General features: G+C 74.7%; 4 protein-coding genes. 2 read left to right on the top strand and 2 right to left on the bottom strand.

Going from position 1 to position 18,877, the window contains the following annotated elements; all coding sequences use genetic code 11:
* The first annotated feature begins 51 nt into the window (after nucleotides 1-51).
* Both ACZ4VK_RS29975 and ACZ4VK_RS29970 read left to right on the top strand, forming a co-directional pair.
* The gene (locus tag ACZ4VK_RS29975; protein WP_468358767.1) at nucleotides 52-14,679 is read left to right on the top strand and encodes an amino acid adenylation domain-containing protein; all 14,628 of its coding nucleotides are present in this window, start codon (nucleotides 52-54) and stop codon (nucleotides 14,677-14,679) included.
* Complete coding sequence (locus tag ACZ4VK_RS29970; RefSeq protein WP_468358764.1) at nucleotides 14,676-14,885, top strand: MbtH family protein; 210 nt, start codon at nucleotides 14,676-14,678, stop codon at nucleotides 14,883-14,885. The genes ACZ4VK_RS29975 and ACZ4VK_RS29970 overlap by 4 nt, the downstream gene beginning before the upstream one ends.
* Nucleotides 14,886-15,044: 159 nt before the next feature.
* On the opposite strand, the gene ACZ4VK_RS29965 is transcribed toward ACZ4VK_RS29970, so the two are convergent.
* Entirely contained in the window at nucleotides 15,045-17,000 is a 1,956-nt protein-coding gene (locus ACZ4VK_RS29965) for an ABC transporter ATP-binding protein (RefSeq protein WP_468358761.1), read from the bottom strand.
* Entirely contained in the window at nucleotides 16,997-18,694 is a 1,698-nt protein-coding gene (locus ACZ4VK_RS29960; protein WP_468358758.1) for an ABC transporter ATP-binding protein, read from the bottom strand. The genes ACZ4VK_RS29965 and ACZ4VK_RS29960 overlap by 4 nt, the downstream gene beginning before the upstream one ends.
* Nucleotides 18,695-18,877 lie beyond the last annotated feature (183 nt).

Here is an 18,877-nt window from a genome sequence, read left to right as displayed (position 1 = left end):
TCCTGTGGGCCGTCTCCGCCCCGCACCCCCAGGGAAAGGCCACTTCGTACGATGTTTGACGTCGAGTCGGACCGGAAGCCCACCTCCGGCCTCCCCGTCACCGGCGGGCAATCCGGCATCTGGCTGGCCCAGCAGATCGAACCGGACAGCTCCGCCTACAACATCGTGTTCGCGCTGCACCTCCGCGGCGCCCTCGACCTCGACCGCCTCGCCGCCGGCGTCCGCCGGGCCCTGGAAGAGGCCGAGTGCCTGCACGTGAGCATCGCCCCCGGCGAGGACGGGCCGCGCCAGACGCTCCGTACCGTCCCCTTCGACCTTCCCGTCGTCGACCTGCGCGCCGCCGCCGACCCTGACGAGGCCGCCGCCGCGTGGATGGCCGCCGACCGCGACCGGCCCGTCGACCTCGCCCGCGACCCGCTCTTCGCCCACGCCCTGCTGAGGCTCGCCGACGACCGGGTCCTCTGGTGCCAGCGCTACCACCACATCGTGATGGACGGCATGGGCGCCGCCCTGATCACCCGGCGCGCGGGCGAGCTCTACACCGACGCGGGCACCGGACGTGCGGGCGAGCCCTACACCGACGCCGGCACCGGGCGTGAGGGCGAGCTCTACACCGCTGCGGGCACCCGGGACCGGGTCCCCGCGCCCCTCGACCGCGGCCTCTCCCGTCTCGTCGCCGCCGACCGCGCGTACCGCACCTCCGAGCGGTACGCCGCCGACCGTGCCTGGTGGCTGGAGCGGATGGCGGACCGGACCGAGCCCGTACGGCTCGTCGACCGGGCCGCAACCCCCATGACCCGGAGAATCCGGCGCACCACCGCACTGTCCACGGCGACCACCGAGCAGCTGACCGCCGCCGCCCGGCGCGCGGGCGTACGGCCGTCCCGGATCCTGCTCGCGGCCGTCGCCGCCCATCTGCACCGCGCAGGCGGCGAACAGGACCTCGTCCTCGGCCTGCCCGTCACCGCCCGCGAGGACGAGGTCTCCGCGCACGTCCCCGGCATGGTGTCCAACATCGTCCCGCTGCGCCTCACCGTCCGCCCCGCCACCACCGGCGCCGCCCTCGTGGCACAGGTGCGCGACGCCGTCGCCGACGCCCTCGCCCACGGGCGGTACCGCGCCGAGGACCTGGCCAGGGAACTGGGCCTCGTCGACGGCGTACCGGAACTCGTCGGCCCCACCGTCAACATCCTGCCCCGCTCCGGAGACCTGCGCTTCGACGACCACGAGGCCGAACTGCGCCCCGAGTGGCTCGGACCGGTCAGCGACCTGGCGTTCAGCTTCGCCGAGGGGCCGGACGGCCGGGGCCTCACCCTCCACCTCGACGCGGACGCCGACGTCTGCGACCAAGCCACGCTCGCGGACCACGAGCGCCGCTTCCTCACCCTGCTCGGCACCTTCACCGAGGACCTCGACCGTTCCGTGGGCCGTATCGAGCTCACCTCCGAGGCCGAACGCGCGCTTCTCATCGACCAGTTCGGCACCGCGCCCCGCGAGGCACCGGAACTGTCCTGGCCCGCCGCCTTCGAGCGGCAGGTCCGCCGCGCCCCCGACGCCGTCGCGCTCGTCTGCGAGAACCGGGAACTGACGTACGCCGCACTCGACGACGCCGCCGACCGGCTCGCCCGCCTCCTCCGCTCCCGGGGCGTCGGCGCCGAGGACGTGGTCGGCGTGGCCCTGCCCCGCTCACCGGAACTCGTCGTCGCCCTGCTCGCCGTGATGAAGGCGGGCGCCGCCTACCTGCCGCTCGACGCGGACCACCCCCGTGACCGCATCGCCTACATGCTGTCCGACGCCGGGGCGCGCACCGTCGTCACCGTGCGCGCACTCGCCGGAGAGCTTCCCGATACGGCCGGCGTCACCCTCCTCGAACTCGACGCCCCGGCCACCGCCGACGCCCTCGCCGCCCCCGCCGACCCCGAGCCGCTGCCGCAGGTCGCCCTCGACCAGGCCGCGTACGTCATCTACACATCCGGCTCGACGGGCCGCCCCAAGGGCGTCGTCGTCCCGCACGACGGCGTCGGCAGCCTCATCGCCACCGCCACCGACCGGATCGGCATCACCGCCGAGAGCCGGGTCGTGCAGTTCGCGTCCGTCGGCTTCGACGTGACCGTCTGGGACCTTGTCATGTCCCTCTGCGTCGGTGGTCGGATCATCGTCGTCCCCGCCGAGCGCCGTGTCGCCGGCCCCGCGCTCACCGAGTACATCGCGCGCCATCGCGCCACCCACATGATCCTGCCGCCCTCGCTGGTCTCCGCGCTGCCCCAGGAGTGCGAACTCCCGCACGGCGCGGTGCTCGTCGTCGGCACCGAAGCGGTGCCGAGCGAACTGATCGCCCGCTGGGACGGACGCCTCCGGGTCGTCGTCGCGTACGGCCTCACCGAGGCCACCGTCAACTCCACGCTCTGGCTCGCCGACCCCGACCGGCCCGGCCCCGCGCCGATCGGACGCCCCGACCCCAACACCCGCGCCTATGTCCTCGACACGGCCCTGCGGCCCGTCCCCGTCGGCACGGAGGGCGAGCTGTACGTCGCGGGGCGCGGACTCGCGCGCGGCTACCTCGGCCGCGAGGGCCTGACCTCGGAACGGTTCGTCGCCGACCCGTACGGCGCTCCCGGCACCCGGATGTACCGCACCGGTGACCGGGTCCGCTGGGGCGCCGACGGCAACCTGGAGTTCCTCGGGCGAGCCGACGGACAGATCAAGATCCGCGGGCACCGGGTCGAACCCGGCGAGATCGAGAGCGCCTTCATGGCCTGCCCGGGCATCGCCCAGGCCGCCGTCCTGGCCCGCGAGGACCACCGGGGCGTCAAGCGGCTCGTGGCGTATCTGGTCCCGGAGAGGGAGAACGAGACGGAGGCGGAGACGCTCACCGAGACCGAGACCGAGTCCGTCACCGTCACCGACACCGGCGCGGCGGTGACCGCCGCACGCGCGCGCGTGACGGACGCGCTGCCCGACCACATGGTGCCCTCGGCCGTCGTCGTCCTCGACGGCCCGCTGCCGCTGACCCCCAACGGCAAGCTCGACGCCAAGGCCCTGCCCGAGCCCCGCTGGACGTCCCTGACCGGCACCGACGCCCCGAGCACCCCCGCCGAGACCTCGCTCGCCGCGCTGTTCGCCGAGGTCCTCGGGCTGCCGGCGGTCGGTGTCCACGACAGCTTCTTCGAACTGGGCGGTGACAGCATCGTCGCCATCCAGCTCGTCAACCGCGCCCGCGAGGCCGGGCTCGCGATCACGCCCCGCGACGTGTTCAGGAACCGGACCGTGGCGGCCCTCGCCAGGACGGCCGGCGAGGCCGTCACCGCCCCGGCGCGGCGGGTGGACCTCGACGCGGACGCGCTGCCCGTCTCGCCGCTCCAGGAGGGCTTCTTCTTCCACGCGGAGTACGACCGCCGGTCCGCGGACCTCTACCTCGTGCAGGAACTCCTCGACCTGGCCGGTCCGGTCGCACCGGACCGCCTCCGCCGCGCCCTCCAGCTGCTCCTGGACCGGCACCCCCTGCTGCGCGCCTCGTTCCGCCAGCTGCCCGGCGGCGAGGTCGTCCAGCGGCTCGCCGACCGGGTGAGCCTCCCGTGGCGGGAGGCCGACACCGCCACGACCTGCCTGGACGACATCCTCCGCGCCGACCGCGCCGAATCGTTCCGGCTCGACCGGCCGCCGCTCCTGCGCGCCACCCTCATCAGGGAAGGACAGCGTCACCGGCTCCTGCTCACCCTGCACCACATCGTCGCCGACGCCTGGTCCGTCTCCGTCCTGCTGCGGGAGCTGACCGCCGCCTACCGGGGGGCCGAACTGCCCGCGCCCGCAGCCCCCGAGCCGTATCTCTCCTGGCTGGCCTGCCGCGACCTGGACGCCGCCCGCGAGGCCTGGCGCCGGGCGCTCGACGGCCTCGCGGATCCCGCCCGGCTCCCCGCGCTCTCCACGAGCGACGGCGCGGCCCGGACGCCCGCCCGTCCCGAACACGTCGACACGCGGCTGCCCCAGGACCTCACCGACGCGCTCACCGGCTACGCGAGGACCCACGGTCTGACCTTGAGCAGCGTCTTCCACGGCCTGTGGGGTCTGCTGCTCGGCGGCCTCACCGGCGGTCAGGACGTCGTCTTCGGCACCACCGTGTCCGGACGGACGACGGAGGTCCCAGGCCTCGGCTCCGCCGTGGGCCTGTTCATCAACACCGTGCCCGCCCGGGTGACCCTTCGCCCCGAGGAGACGCTCACCGCGCTCCTCCGCCGGGTCCAGGACGAACACTCCGCCCTGCTCGACCACCACCACCTCGGACTCGCCGAGATCCAGCGGATCGCGGGCGGCGGCGAACTCTTCGACACGCTCGTGGTCTTCGAGAACCACCCGACCGGGGATCACCCGACCGGGGATCACCCGACCGGGGATCACCCGACCGGGGATCACCCGACCGGGGACCACCCGGCCGGGCAGGGTGCCAACGGGCCGCTCATCACCGGCGTCGAGGTCCTCGACGCCGTGCACTACCCGCTCGCGCTCGTCGTCGAGCCCGCCGACACCGGTCTGCTGCTGCGGTTCAAGCACGACGCGGCCCGCCTGGACCAGGTGGAAGTGGCCGTCCTCGCCACCCGGTTCACGGCCCTGCTGCGGACCGTGGTCACCGAACCCGGCCGCACCGTCGCCCGCACCGACCTGCTCTCCGCCCGTGAGCGCGCGCACCTCACCGAGCTCAACGCCACGGCGCACCCGGTGCCCGAGGCGACCCTCGCCTCCCTCTTCGCCACGTGGGCGGCCCGCACCCCGGACGCCCCCGCCGTCGTCTTCGAGGGCACCACCCTCAGCTACGCCGCACTCGACCGCCGGGCCGAGACCCTGGCCCGCCGGCTCCGGGCACGCGGTGCGGGCCCGGAGCAGTACGTCGCCGTCGCCGTCCCCCGCTCGGCCGAACTGATGGTCGCGCTCCTCGGCGTCCTCAAGGCGGGCGCCGCCTACCTCCCCGTCGACCTCGACTACCCCGCGGACCGGGTGGCGTTCATGCTCGCCGACTCCGGCGCGCGCCTCGTCGTGACGACGGCCGAGGCCGCCGGCCGGCTGCCCGGCGTACCCGGCATGGAGACCCTCGTCGTCGGCGCGGAGGACGACGAGACCACCGCTCCCAAGACCACCGCTCGCGAGATCACCGACCGCGAGACCACCGCCACCGCGACCACCGCTCCCCACACCACCGCTCCCGACACCACCCCCGTGCGGGCCGCCCGCCCCGACCACCCCGCGTACCTGATCTACACCTCGGGCTCCACCGGCCGCCCCAAGGGCGTCGCCGTCACCCACCGGGCCGTCGTGAACCGGCTCACCTGGATGCAGAGCGCGTACGGGCTGACCGCCGACGACCGGGTCCTCCAGAAGACCCCCTCCAGCTTCGACGTCTCCGTGTGGGAGTTCTTCTGGGCCCTGACCGAGGGCGCGACCGTCGTCCTCGCCCGCCCCGACGGCCATCGCGACCCGGCCTACCTGGCCCGTCTGATGGCCGACCGGCGCATCACCACGACGCACTTCGTGCCGTCGATGCTGGCCGCGTTCGTCCAGGTCATGGAGGCCGCCACGGACACCCCCGACTGGGCGGCGGGCCTGCGCCGGATGTTCTGCAGCGGCGAGGCGCTCAGCGGCGCCGACGCCCGGCGCTGGTGGGAGCTGACCTCCCGCGTCCGCAGCACCCCCGTACCGCTGCACAACCTGTACGGCCCCACCGAGGCCGCCGTCGACGTCACGTTCTTCCCGTACGAGGGCGGCGGCGAGCCGGCCGTCCCGATCGGCCGGCCCGTGTGGAACACCCGGCTGCACGTGCTCGATCCCCTGCTCCGCCCCGTGCCGGACGGGGTGCCCGGCGAGCTGTACCTCGCGGGGGTCCAGCTGGCCCGGGCCTACCACGACCGGCCGGGGCTCACGGCCGAGAGGTTCGTGGCCGATCCCTTCGGGGCGGCGGGGGAGCGGATGTACCGCACCGGTGACCTGGTGCGCCGCCGCGCCGACGGGGCCGTGGAGTACCTCGGCCGCACCGACCGCCAGGTCAAGATCCGCGGCAACCGCGTCGAACTCGGCGAGATCGAGACCGCCCTCGCGGCACTGCCCGGCGTGGCCCGCGCGGCCGTCGTCGTCAGGGAGGGCGCCCTCGTCGGCTACGCCGTCCCGGCCCCCGGCGTCGCGCCCGCCTCCGGCGCAACGCCCGCCCCCGGCGCAACGTCCGCCCCCGGTGTCGCCCCCGCCTCCGGCACCACTCCCACCCCCGCCGTCCTCACCCCCGACGCCCTGCACACCGCGCTCACCGCCGCGCTGCCGGCGGCGATGGTGCCGAGCGCCGTCGTCGTCCTGGCCGAACTGCCGCTGACCCCCAGCGGCAAGCTCGACCAGAACGCCCTGCCCGCCCCCGAGGCCGCACCCCGGGCGGGCGGCCGCGCCCCCCGTGACGCGCGCGAGCGGGCCCTGTGCGAGATCTTCGACGACGTCCTCGGCGTGCCGGGGACGGGCGTCGACGACGACTTCTTCGTGCTCGGCGGCGACAGCCTCAGCTCGATCACCGTCGCCACGCGCGCGCGTGAGAGGGGACTGACGCTCAGCCCCCGTGACGTGTTCGAGCGGCGCACCCCGGCCGCCCTCGCCGCGGCCGCGACCACCCACGAGGACGCCGAAGCACCACCGACCCCCGACCCGTCCGAGACACCCGAGGTACCCGTGCACCCAGACGGCGTGACCGTCTCCGCCTCCGACGCCGGGCAGGCCGCCGCCGCCCTCCAGGCCGTCCTCGCGCTCCAGCAGCAGTCCGGCGCCGCCGTCGACCCCGCCCTGAAGGCGCTGCTCGACCAGCTGACCGCCGCCGCGCCCCCGGCACCCGAGACCCCGGCCCCCCTCGGCGGCCTCGACCTCACCCCGGAGGAGACCGCGCGCGTCCACACCGCCGCCGGGCTCCCCGTCGCGGACGTCTGGCCGCTCTCCCCGCTCCAGGAGGGCATGTACTTCCACGCCACCTACGACGCAGGCGACGCACTCGACGTCTACCAGTCGCAGGAGACCCTGGACCTCGACCGCCGGATCGACGCCGACCGGCTCCGCGCCGCCTGCCGGACGCTCCTCGACCGCAACACCGGGCTCCGCGCCGGGTTCACCAGCGACGGCCTGCCCCGCCCCGTGCAGTTCATCGTGGACGGCGCCGAGATCCCGCTCGTCGAGGCAGACCTCTCCGGGCTGCCCGCCGAGGAACAGCGGACCCGGACCGAGGAGCTGCTCGCCGCCGACCGCAGGCAGCGCTTCGACCTGTCCGCCGCGCCGCTCTGCCGCCTGCTCCTCATCAGGCTCGGCGACGGCCGCGACCGGCTCGTCGTCACCCACCACCTCATCCTCTGGGACGGCTGGTCCGCCTGGCTGTTCCTGGAGGAGCTGTTCACGCTGTACGAGCGGGCGGGTGACCCCACCGGGCTTCCGCTGCCCGGCTCGTACCGCGACCACCTGGCCTGGCTCGACGCGCAGGACACCACCGCCGCCCTCGACGCCTGGCGCGAGGCGCTCGCCGGCTTCGACGAGCCGACCCTGCTCGCCCCGTCCGGGCGCGACACCGGCCCGGTCATCCCGGTGGACTTCGACGCCCACCTCACGCAGGAGGCAGGCGAGCGGCTGCGGGCCGCCGCCCGCCGGCACGGACTGACGGTGAACACCGTCCTCAACGCGGCCTGGGCGCTGGTGCTCTCCGCGATGACCGGCCGCGCCGACGTCGCCTTCGGCACGGCGGTCGCCGGCCGCCCCGCGGACGTCCCGAACGTGGCCGGCATCATCGGCATGTTCCTGAACACGATCCCGGCCAGGGTGGCCCTCACCCCGGACGAGCCCCTCCTCGACCTGCTGCGCCGGATGCAGTCCGAGCGCGCGGCCGTCATGCCGTACGAGTACGTGGGTCTCGGCTCCCTCCAGCAGGAGTCCGGTCACCGCCGGCTCTTCGACACCCTGTTCGTGCTCCGCTCGGCCGACGGCGAGGAGCGGGCCGCAGCGCTCCGCGAGCGGCACGGCATCACCGGTGTGTCGAACGTCGACGGCACCCACTTCCCGCTCACGCTCATCGTCACCCCCGGAACGCGGACGCGGGTCACCCTGGCGGCCAGGCCCGACCTCTTCGATGCCGAGGCCGCCACCACGATCCTCACCCGGTTCACCACGGTCCTCGACCGCCTCGGTGAGGCCCTCGCGGGACCGGCCGCCGAGACCGCCCGAACCGTCGGCGTCGACCTGCTGCTCCCCGCCGAGCGCGCCGCCCTCGCCACCGGTCGGGAGGCCACCCGCGAGCCGGTGCCGGACGAGACCGTCGCCGACATGCTCACCGCCCAGGTCGCCCGTACCCCCGACGCGGTCGCGCTGGTCTTCGGCGAGCGCGCCCTCACGTACGCCGAACTCGACGCGCAGGTCAACCGGCTCGCCCGGCTGCTGCTCGCCCGTGGCGCGGGACCCGAGAAGGTCGTGGCGCTCGCGCTGCCCCGCTCCATCGAGATGGTCGCCGCGCTGTTCGCCGTCCTGCGCACCGGCGCCGCCTACCTGCCGCTCGACCTCGACCACCCCGCCGACCGGCTGCGGCTCATGGCCGAGGACACCGGCCCGCTCTGCCTGGTGTCCACGACCGCCGTCGCCCCGACGCTGCGGCGCGAGGACGGCCCCGTCGCCCCCGAACTCCTCCTGGACGACCCGGCCGTCACCGCGGAACTCGCCGCGCTCTCCGGCGACGAGATCAGCGACGCCGAACGGCCCGCGTTCGCCCACGGGATGCCGGACCGCCTGGACCACCCGGCGTACGTCATCTACACCTCGGGATCCACCGGCCGTCCCAAGGGCGTCGTCACGCCCTACCGGGGACTGACGAACATGCAGCTCAACCATCAGAAGGAGATCTTCGACCCGGCCATCGCCTCGGCCGGCGGGCGACGCCTCCGCATCGCGCACACCGTGTCCTTCGCCTTCGACATGTCGTGGGAGGAGCTCCTCTGGCTCGTCGAGGGCCATGAGGTCCACGTCTGCGACGAGGAACTCCGCCGCGACGCCGAGGCCCTGGTCGCCTACTGCGACGAGCACCGCGTCGACGTGGTCAACGTGACGCCCACCTACGCCCAGCTCCTCATCGAGGAAGGCCTCCTCGACCGGGACGAGACGGCGGGGAAGCACCGGCCCGCCCTGGTCCTGCTCGGCGGCGAGGCCGTGTCCGACACCGTCTGGACCCGGCTGCGCGAGACGGACGGCACCTACGGCTACAACCTGTACGGCCCCACCGAGTACACGATCAACACGCTCGGCGGCTCCACCACCGAGAGCGCCACCCCCACCGTCGGCAGGCCCATCCGCAACACCCGCGCCCACGTCCTCGACGCGATGCTGCGGCCCGTCCCGCCGGGCAGCCCCGGCGAGCTGTACATCGCCGGCACCGGCCTGGCCCGCGGCTACCACGACCGGGCCGCGCTGACCGCCGAACGCTTCGTCGCCGACCCGTACGGCGAGCCCGGCGAGCGGATGTACCGCACCGGCGACCTCGTGCGGCAGCGCCCCGACGGCCTGCTCGACTTCCTCGGCCGCACCGACGACCAGGTCAAGATCCGCGGCTACCGCATCGAACTCGGCGAGATCTCCACGGCCCTCTCCACGCACCCCGAGGTGGCCCACGCCGCCGTCGTCGTCCACGAGACCGCCGGAACCAAGCGCCTCGTGGGCTACTTCGTACGGGAGGAGGGCACCCGGACCGACGACGCGCTGTCGCAGCGGCTCCGCGACCACCTCAAGGCCCGCCTCCCCGACTACATGGTCCCGTCCGCCCTGGTCGCCGTCGCGACCCTGCCGCTGACCGTCAACGGCAAGCTCGACGTCAAGGCCCTGCCCGCCCCGGACCTCACCGGCACCGGCGCCGGCCGGGCCCCCCGCACCCCCCGGGAGGAGACCCTGTGCGGGCTCTTCGCCGAGCTGCTCGGTCTGCCCGCCGGCAGCGTCGGCATCGACAGCGACTTCTTCGAGCTCGGCGGCCACTCGCTCCTCGCCACCCGGCTCGTCAGCCGCGCCCGTACCGCGCTCCACGCCGAGCTCGCGATCCGCGACCTCTTCGAGGCGCCCACCGTCGCCGAGCTCGTGGAGCGCGCCACCGCCGCGCACGGCGCCGCCCGCCCCGCGCTCGTCGCGGCCGAGCGCCCTGCCGAACTGCCGCTCTCGCACGCACAGCAGCGCCTCTGGGTCATCCAGCAGATCGAGTGCACCTCGGCCGCCTACAACTTCCCGCTGGTCATGCGGCTGCACGGCACCTTCGACCGGGAGGTGTGGCGCGCCGCCCTCGCCGACGTGACCGACCGTCACGAGGCCCTGCGCACCCTGTTCACCGAGCGGGACGGCCAGGCGTACCAGCGGATCCTGCCCGCCGGATCGACCGCCCCCGCCGTCGAGCACCTCCACGCCACCGAGGACGAGGTGCCCGGCCTCGTGGACGCCGCCGTCCGGCGGCCCTTCGACCTCGCCGCCGAACTGCCGCTCCGCGCCACGGTCCTGGAGGTGGCGCCCGACGAGCACGTCGTCGTGCTGCTCCTCCACCACATCACCACCGACGAGTGGTCCGACCGCCCCTTCCTCCGGGACCTCACCACGGCCTACGCGGCCCGGCTCGACGGCACCGCGCCCGACTGGGATCCGCTGCCCGTCCAGTACGCCGACTACGCCCTCTGGCAGCAGCGGCTCCTCGGCGACGCGGCCGACCCCGACAGCCTCGCCGCCCGCCAGCTGGAGTACTGGCGGACGGCCCTCACCGGCGCCCCCGAGGAACTGGACCTGCCCACCGACCGGCCGCGGCCCGCACGCCCGGCGTTCACCGGCGCGGAGATCGACATCGCCTTCGATCCCCCCGTCCACGAGGGCCTCAGGCGCCTCGCCCGTGACACCGGCGCCAGCATGTTCATGGTCGTGCACGCTGCCGTCGCCGCCCTGCTCCACCGGCTCGGCGCGGGCACCGACATCCCCCTCGGCGCGCCCATCGCCGGACGCGGCGACGAGGCCCTGGACGAGCTCGTCGGCTTCTTCGTCAACACCCTGGTGCTCCGCACCGACCTCGGCGGCGACCCCACCTTCACCGAGCTCCTCACCCGCGTCCGCGAGACCGACCTCGCCGCCTTCTCCCACGCCGACGTGCCCTTCGAAGCGGTCGTGGAGAAGCTCAACCCGACCCGCTCCCTCTCCCGGAACCCGCTGTTCCAGGTGATGGTCGGCCACCACGCCCGTACGGACGACACCCTGCGACTGCCGGGGCTCCGGGCCGGCTATCTGCCCCACCGGATCGGCACCGCCAAGTTCGACCTCGTGTTCAGCTTCACCGAGCACACCACCGCCGACGGCGTCGGCGACTCCCTCGGCTGCCGCCTGGAGTTCTCCACCGAACTCTTCGACCGGGAGACCGCCGAGCGCGTCGGCGACCGCCTCCGCAGGCTCGTGGGCGCCCTCGTCGCCGCCCCCGACCAGCCGCTGTCCCGCGCCGCGATCCTCACCGACGAGGAACACCGTCTCGTCCTCGAAGGCTTCAACGGCCTGCCCCGCGACGTCGAAGAGGAGACCCTGCCCGCGCTCTTCGCCCGCCGGGTCGCCGAGCGCCCCGACGCCGTCGCCGTCGTCGAGCGCTCCCGCCCCGTGACGTACGCCCAGCTCGACGCCCGCGCCGACCGCGTCGCCCGGCTGCTCGCCGCACACGGCGTCGGCGCCGAGAGCGTCGTCGGTGTGGCCGTACCGCGCTCGGTGGACATGGTCGCCACGGTCCTCGCCGCCCTGAAGCTCGGGGCCGCGTTCCTGCCGCTCGACCTGGTCCACCCGGGGGACCGCCTCACCTACATGATCGAGAACTCGGGCGCTGCCGTCGTCGTCGGCACCGAACCCGTCGCCGGCAAGATCCCGGACGTCCCCGGCGTCCCGGTGCTGCTCCTCGACGCCCCCGGCACCGCCGCCGCACTCGACGCACCGCCCGGCACACCGCCGCCCGGCGGGCCGGTCGCTCTCGACCAGGCCGCGTACGTGATCTACACCTCGGGCTCCACCGGCCGCCCCAAGGGCGTCGTCGTCCCGCACGAGGGCATCGCCAGCCTGGTCGCCACCGCCGTCGACCGGATGGGCCTGCGACCCGACAGCCACGTCCTCCAGTTCGCGTCCATCGGCTTCGACGTCTTCGTCTTCGAACTCGCCATGGCGCTCTGCCACGGCGGACGGCTCGTCCTCATCACCGACGAGGCCCGCGTCGCGGGACCGGCCCTCACCGACTTCCTCGCGGAGCAGCGGATCACCCATATGATCCTGCCGCCGTCCCTGGTGTCGGCCCTGCCCGCAGACTGCCGGCTGCCCGAGGGGTCGACCGTCCTCGTCGGCACCGAGACCGTGCCACCGGACCTCTTCGAACGCTTCGGCGCCACGGCGGACCTGATCTGCGCGTACGGACTCACCGAGGCGACCGTCAACTCCACCCTGTGGCCCGCCCGCGAACACGGCGGCCGCGCCACCGGCCGGGTGCCCATCGGCCGCCCGGACCCCAACACCCGCTGCTACGTCCTCGACGAGCACCTGCGGCCCGTACCTCCCGGCGTGGTCGGCGAGCTGTACGTGGCCGGGCGCGGCCTCGCCCGCGGCTACCTCGGACAGCCCGGGCTCAGCGCGGAACGCTTCGTCGCCGACCCGTACGGCGCACCCGGCAGCCGCATGTACCGGACCGGTGACCGCGCCCGCTGGCGCGCCGACGGGAACCTCGACTTCCTCGGCCGGGTCGACACCCAGGTGAAGATCCGCGGCTTCCGCATCGAACTGGGCGAGATCGAGGCCGCCCTCGCGGGACACCCGTCGGTCGCCCAGGCCGCCGTACTCCCCGACCGCGCCGGCGACATCGTCCGCCTCGTGGGCTACGTCGTCCCCGAGCCGGGCACCGGCCCCCGGGAGCACCCCGACCCGCGGGAGCTGCGCGCCCACGTCGCCGCACTGCTCCCCGAGTACATGGTCCCGGCCCTCGTCGTCCCGCTCGACGGCCCGCTGCCGCTCACCCCGAACGGCAAGCTCGACCAGAAGGCACTGCCCGCCCCCGACTGGTCGGCGATGACCGGCGACGCCCGTCCCGCGACGGAGACACAGGTGCGGATCGCCGCGCTCTTCCGCGAGATCCTCCAGCTGGACGACGTCGGCGCGCACGACAGCTTCTTCGCCCTCGGCGGCCACTCCATGGCCTCCATGCGGCTCCTCGGACGCATCCGCGCCGAGTTCGGCGTCGAACTGAGCATCCGCGACGTCTTCGACGCGCTGACCGTCGCCGGCATCGCGGGCAAGCTGGACGGGGCCTCCGCCGCGCGTCCCGCTCTGCGGCCCGCCGCACGTCCGGCCGCCGACGGCGCCGACCTGACGGCGGCTCCCGTCCAGCGGGGGCAGTGGCAGGCGTACCGGCGGAGCCCCGGCTTCGACCACGCCCTCGTCCTGCGCTCGCCCGGCGGCCTCGACGCGGAGGCGCTCGCCGCCGCGCTCGCCGACGTGACGGCCCGCCACGAACCGCTCCGCACCGCCTTCGCCGAACACGGGGGAACCCTGGTCCGCCGCGCCGTCGACGCCCCGGTCCTGGCCCTGGAGGAGTGCGCGGACCTGGATGCCCGGCTCGCCGAACTCGCGGCCTCCGCACCGGACCTGGAGCGGGAGGCCCCCCTGCGGGCCCGGCTCCTCACCGGCCCCGACGGAGCCCAGGCCGTTCTGCTCACCGCGCACTACCTCGCGGTCGACGAATGGTCGGTGGTCCCGCTGTTCCGCGACCTCACCACGGCGTACGGCGCGCGCACGGCCGGCCGGACGCCCGACTGGCCACCGCTGCCCGTCACGTACACCGACTACGCCCACTGGGCGCGCGAGGTCCTCGGCGACCTCGCCGACCCCGAGAGCCGCGGCGGCCGGCAGCTGGCCTACTGGCGGCGCACGCTCAAGGACGTTCCGCGCGAACTCGCCCTGCCCGCCGACGCGGAGGCCTCAGCGCAGAGCGGCCGCCGGGCGGCGGGAGTCGTCGAGTTCGTCCTCGACGAGCGGCTGCACGCGGACGTGGACCACCTGGCGCGCGCCACCGGCACGAGCATGTTCATGGTGCTGCACGCGTCCCTCGCGGCGCTGCTCACCGCCCACGGCGCGGGCACCGACCTGCCCATCGGCACGATGGTCGCCGGGCGCGACGACGACCAGCTCACCGAGCTCGTCGGCTGCTTCCTCAACACGGTCGTGCTGCGCACCGACACCGCGGGTGACCCGACCTTCGCGGACCTCCTGACCCGCGTACGGGAGACCACCCTGAGCGCACTCGACCGGCAGGACGTCCCCTTCGACGAGGTCGCCCGGGCGGCCGGGCTGCGCCCCGACGGCCCCCAGGTGAGGATGATCCACCACGAGCAGGCGGACCTGGCGCGACTCGAAGGCGGGGTCGGCGCGCTCCTGGCCGTACCGACCGGGTCGACGCGGGCGGAACTGACCCTCAGCTTCCACGAGCCCCGTGGCGAAGGACCGGTGCACTGCGCGCTGATCCACGCGAAGGACCGGCTCGGCGCGGCGGGGGCCCGCCGGCTGGCCGAAGAGCTCCAGACCCTGCTGCGTACCGTGACAGCCGACTCCGAACAGCCCCTGTCCCAGCTGTTCGGCGTGACACACAAGAGGAGTGAGAACGCATGAGCACCAACCCGTTCGAGGACCCGCAGGGCCGCTTCCTGGTTCTGGTCAACGACGAGAACCAGCACTCGCTGTGGCCCTCGTTCGCCGAGGTCCCCGCCGGATGGCGGACCGTGTTCGGCGAGGACACCCGCGAGGGGTGCCTGGCCTATGTGGAGGCCCACTGGACGGACCTGCGCCCGGCGAGCCTGATCGCCACACAGGACTGACCCACGGCCGGCGCGGGACGTCGGCAGGACAGCCGAAGGGGGCGGCACGACAACGCGTCGTGCCGCCCCCTCCCGCGTTCGCGGAGGCGGACCTCGACGCGGAGGCGGGCCTCCACACGGCGGCGCGCACGCGGCGGGGCGGCCCTTTCTGAGCTCGCCTCAGTGGGTCGGCGCCACCGGGAGGTTCGCCTCCTCGGCGGGCCCGGGCACCCGCTCGCCCGGCTCCCGGCGGCTGTCGGACCAGGCCGCCCACAGGTCGGCGTACCGGCCGCCCGCCGCCACCAGCTCCTCATGGGTGCCGGTCTCCACGACACGGCCCTGGTCGAGGACGACGATCCGGTCGGCGGCCGCGGCCTGCGGCAGCCGGTGCGCGACGAGGAGACCCGTACGGCCCTCCAGGGCGCGGGCGGCCGCCTCCTCCAGGACCCGCGCGCCCGCGCTGCCCGCGTCGGCGGTGGCCTCGTCCAGGATCGCGATGGGCGGATCCGCGAGGACGAGCCTGGCCAGGGCGAGATGCTGGGCCTGGGTCACCGTCAGCCGGTGCCCGCCCTCGCCGACGACCGTGTCCAGGCCCTCGGGGAGCGCCCGCGCCCACTCCAGGGCTCCGACCCGGTCGAGCGCGGCGCACAGCTCCTCGTCGTCGGCCCCGGGCCGGGCGAGGCGCAGGTCGTCGGCGAGGCTCCCGGCGAAGACGTGCACCTCCTGGCTGATGAGCGCGACCGCGCGGCGGACCCCGGCCGGGCCGAGCTCCCCGGCGTCGACCCCGCCGAGGCTGATCGAGCCCCCGGTGGGGCTGTGGACGCCCGCGACGAGTTTGGCCAGGGTGGTCTTGCCGGCGCCGCTCGCGCCCACGAGCGCCACCCGCTCCCCGCTCCGTACGCGCAGGTCGACCTCGTGCAGTACGGGCGCCCCGGAGCCGTACGCGTGGCTGAGCCCGGACACCTCGACCGAGCCGTCGGCGAGGGTGTGGTGCCCGCTCGCCGCCCGCTCCGCCGGGAGGTCCGACACGCCGACCAGGCGGGCGAAGCTCGCCCCCGCCGACTGGGCGTCGTCCAGGAGGAACAGGGTCGCGTTGATCGGGTTGAAGAGGCTGTGGAAGTACAGCGCGGCGGCCGTCGCCGTACCGATGCTGACCGAACCGCGGTCGACCAGGACGAACCCGGTGGCGAGCATCGCGGCGAGCCCGATGAACTCGGCGAGGTTGAGCCGGGAGAAGAACCCGGTGACGATGTGGATGCCCCGAAGCCCCAGGTCCCGTGCCGCCTCCGACCGCCGTTCGAGCAGCTCGGCGTGCGTGCCGTTCAGGCGGAACGCGCGGACGGTCCGGACGCCGCCCACGCTGTCGAGCAGCTGGTGCTGCAACGCACCGGTGGCGACACGGTGTTCGCCGTACACGGGGGCCGCACGGCGCAGGTACCAGCGCACGGAGAGTACCTGGACAGGCGCCGCGAGCAGCGCCGCGAGCAGGAAACGCCAGTCGAGGAAGGCGAGTCCGGCGAGCGTGAGCAGGATCGTCAGGGCGGAGCGGCTGAACTCGGGCAGCGCCTGCCGGACCGACTTCCCGATCATCGACACGTCGCTGGTGACCCGCGAGACGAGATCACCGGAGCCGGCCGCCTCCACCCGGTCGAGCGGCAGCCGCAGCGCCCGCTCGATGAACTGCTCCCGCAGGGCCGCGAGTACGGTCTCGCCGAGCCGGGCCACGAGCGTGCTGCCGACGGCGGCGGCCACGCCCCGCGCGACCGCGACGACGACGAGGAGCACCAGCGGAAGCGTCAGGGCGGACGCGCCCTTCCGGTCCACCACCAGGTCGACGATGTGTCCGAGCAGGGGAGCGGTCAGGAGTCCGACGGCCGTCCCGGCGACCAGGACGGTCATCGCGGCCACGGCGAGGAGCCGGTGGCCGTGCAGCATGGAGCGGAGCGCCGCGAGGGACTGCGCACCGGTGGCGGTCGGCAGGAGCACGCGGTCCTGGCGGGTTCCGCTCATGGTCTGTTCCGTCCCTCTCGTACGTCCTTCGGTGGCATGCCCCTGCTCCTGCTCCTGGCCCGCCGGCCGCGTCTCGTCGGCGGCCTGACCCTGGCCGCCGGGCCGCGTCCCTTCGGCGGCCGTCATGCCAGGACCGTCGCTCGGTAGGCCGCGTCGGCGGCGAGGAGTTCGGTGTGGTGACCGGCGGCCCGTACGGCGCCGTCCTCCAGGACCACCACCCGGTCGGTGACCGCGAGGAGCGCGGGGCTCGTCGTGACGAGGACGGTGGTGCGGTCCCTGCGGACGTCGCGCAGCCGGGCGGCGATCCGTGACTCGGTCACGGTGTCCACGGCGGTCGTCGGGTCGTGCAGCACCAGGACGGGCCGGTCGGCGGCGAGCGCGCGGGCGAGCGCGACGCGCTGCCGCTGGCCGCCCGACAGGGACCGCCCGCGTTCGGCGAGCAGGGTGTCTCCGCCGTCCGGAAGGAGCTGGGCGACGTCGTCGGCGGCCGAGGCCCTGAGGGCGCGCTCGACCGACGCCGTGCCGTCGCCCGCGCCGGCCCGGACGTTGTCGAGCAGGGTGCTCTCGAACAGGTCGGCGTCATGGTGGGCGACCAGGACCACCCGGCGCAGAGCGTCGGGATCGAGTGAGGTCAGGGGCGTGCCGTCGAGCTCGACCGCTCCGTCGGCGGGGTCCGCCTCCCTGGCGAGGCAGACCAGGAGGTCGTTGGCCGCGGCCGGGTCCCGGGTGACGATCCCGGTGAGGCTGCCGGCCGGGAGTTCGAGGTCCACGCCCCGGAGCGCGCCGAAGGTCACTCCGCGCAGGGCGAGGTGTCCGGCGTCCTTGCCGGGGGGCACGTCGTGGCCCTCGGCGACGGTGACGGGCGAGGCGAGCACCTCGGCGATCCGCCGGGCCGACGCGCGCCCCTGGGCGAGCTCGGCGTTGACGTAGGTGAGGAGCTGGAAGGGCCCGAGGAGGAACTGCGCGAGGCCCACGGCGGCCACCAGGTCGCCGACGCTGATGGTGCCGTCCATGGCGAGGTAGGCGCCGACCACGCCGATCACGGCGATGAAGACGCCGGTCAGCGCGAGGACCGCGCCCTCGTGCCCGGCCCGGCTGCGGGCCGCCCGGAGCGCGGCGGCGAGCGAGTCCTGGCTGGTCGTGCGGTAGCGGGCCACGGCCGCCGACTCCGCGCCCATGCCCTTGAGGACCCGAAGTCCCGAGACGAGGTCGGCGGCGACGCCCGAGGCGTGCGCGGCGCGTTCCTGCTCGGTCTCGCTGCGCCGTTCGAGCGGCCGGCTGATGCGGTGCCCGAGCCAGAGCAGCGGGGGGATGCCGAGCAGGACGAGGAGACCGAGCGGGACGGAGATCCTGAGGAGCGCGACAGCGCTGATCACCAGGGCGGCGACCGCCGACACGCCGTACGAGATGACCGTGGCGACCGATCCGACGCGCCGGGCGTCGTTGGTGGCGATGCTGGTCAGCGCGCCGGGGAGCCGGTTCGCGTCGGCGCCGCCCCGGGGGTCGAGCACCCGCGCGGCCAGGTCGAGCCGGAGCCGGTGCGCGGCGAGTTCGCCGCTGCCCTCGGTGATCCGGGCGCTGGTGCGGTAGCAGGTCGACAGGACGAGGAAGAGCACCGCGAGGACCAGCAGCAGGCGCAGGAGCGCCTCGGAGGAGCCGGTCGCCACCGCCGTGTCGATGGTGGCGCCGATGACCACCGGCACCAGGGCCTCACAGCCCTGATGGGTCATGCCGAGCAGGGATGCCGCGATCACTCGGCGGCGTTGTCCTCTGATCGCTCGGCGGAGGACAAGTCCCCCCGTCGGTCCGCCCGTTGGCATGTGACTCCTTCACGGAGATGAGCGAATGGTTAGGTAAGCCTACTCTCACCGGGGCGCCGGATGGTGGCGTCCACGGGAGTCGGATGGCGGCGTCCGTGAGGAGTCGGGTGGTGGCGCCGTGAGGAGTCGGAGGGTGGTCCGCGCGGAGTCGGCGTACGGGTTCGAGCGCGTCCCGTCCGGCAC

The organism is Streptomyces sp. NPDC028711, assembly GCF_055565415.1.
Note: the sequence above shows the minus strand (reverse complement) of the source record. Positions and strands in the feature narration are given on the sequence as shown.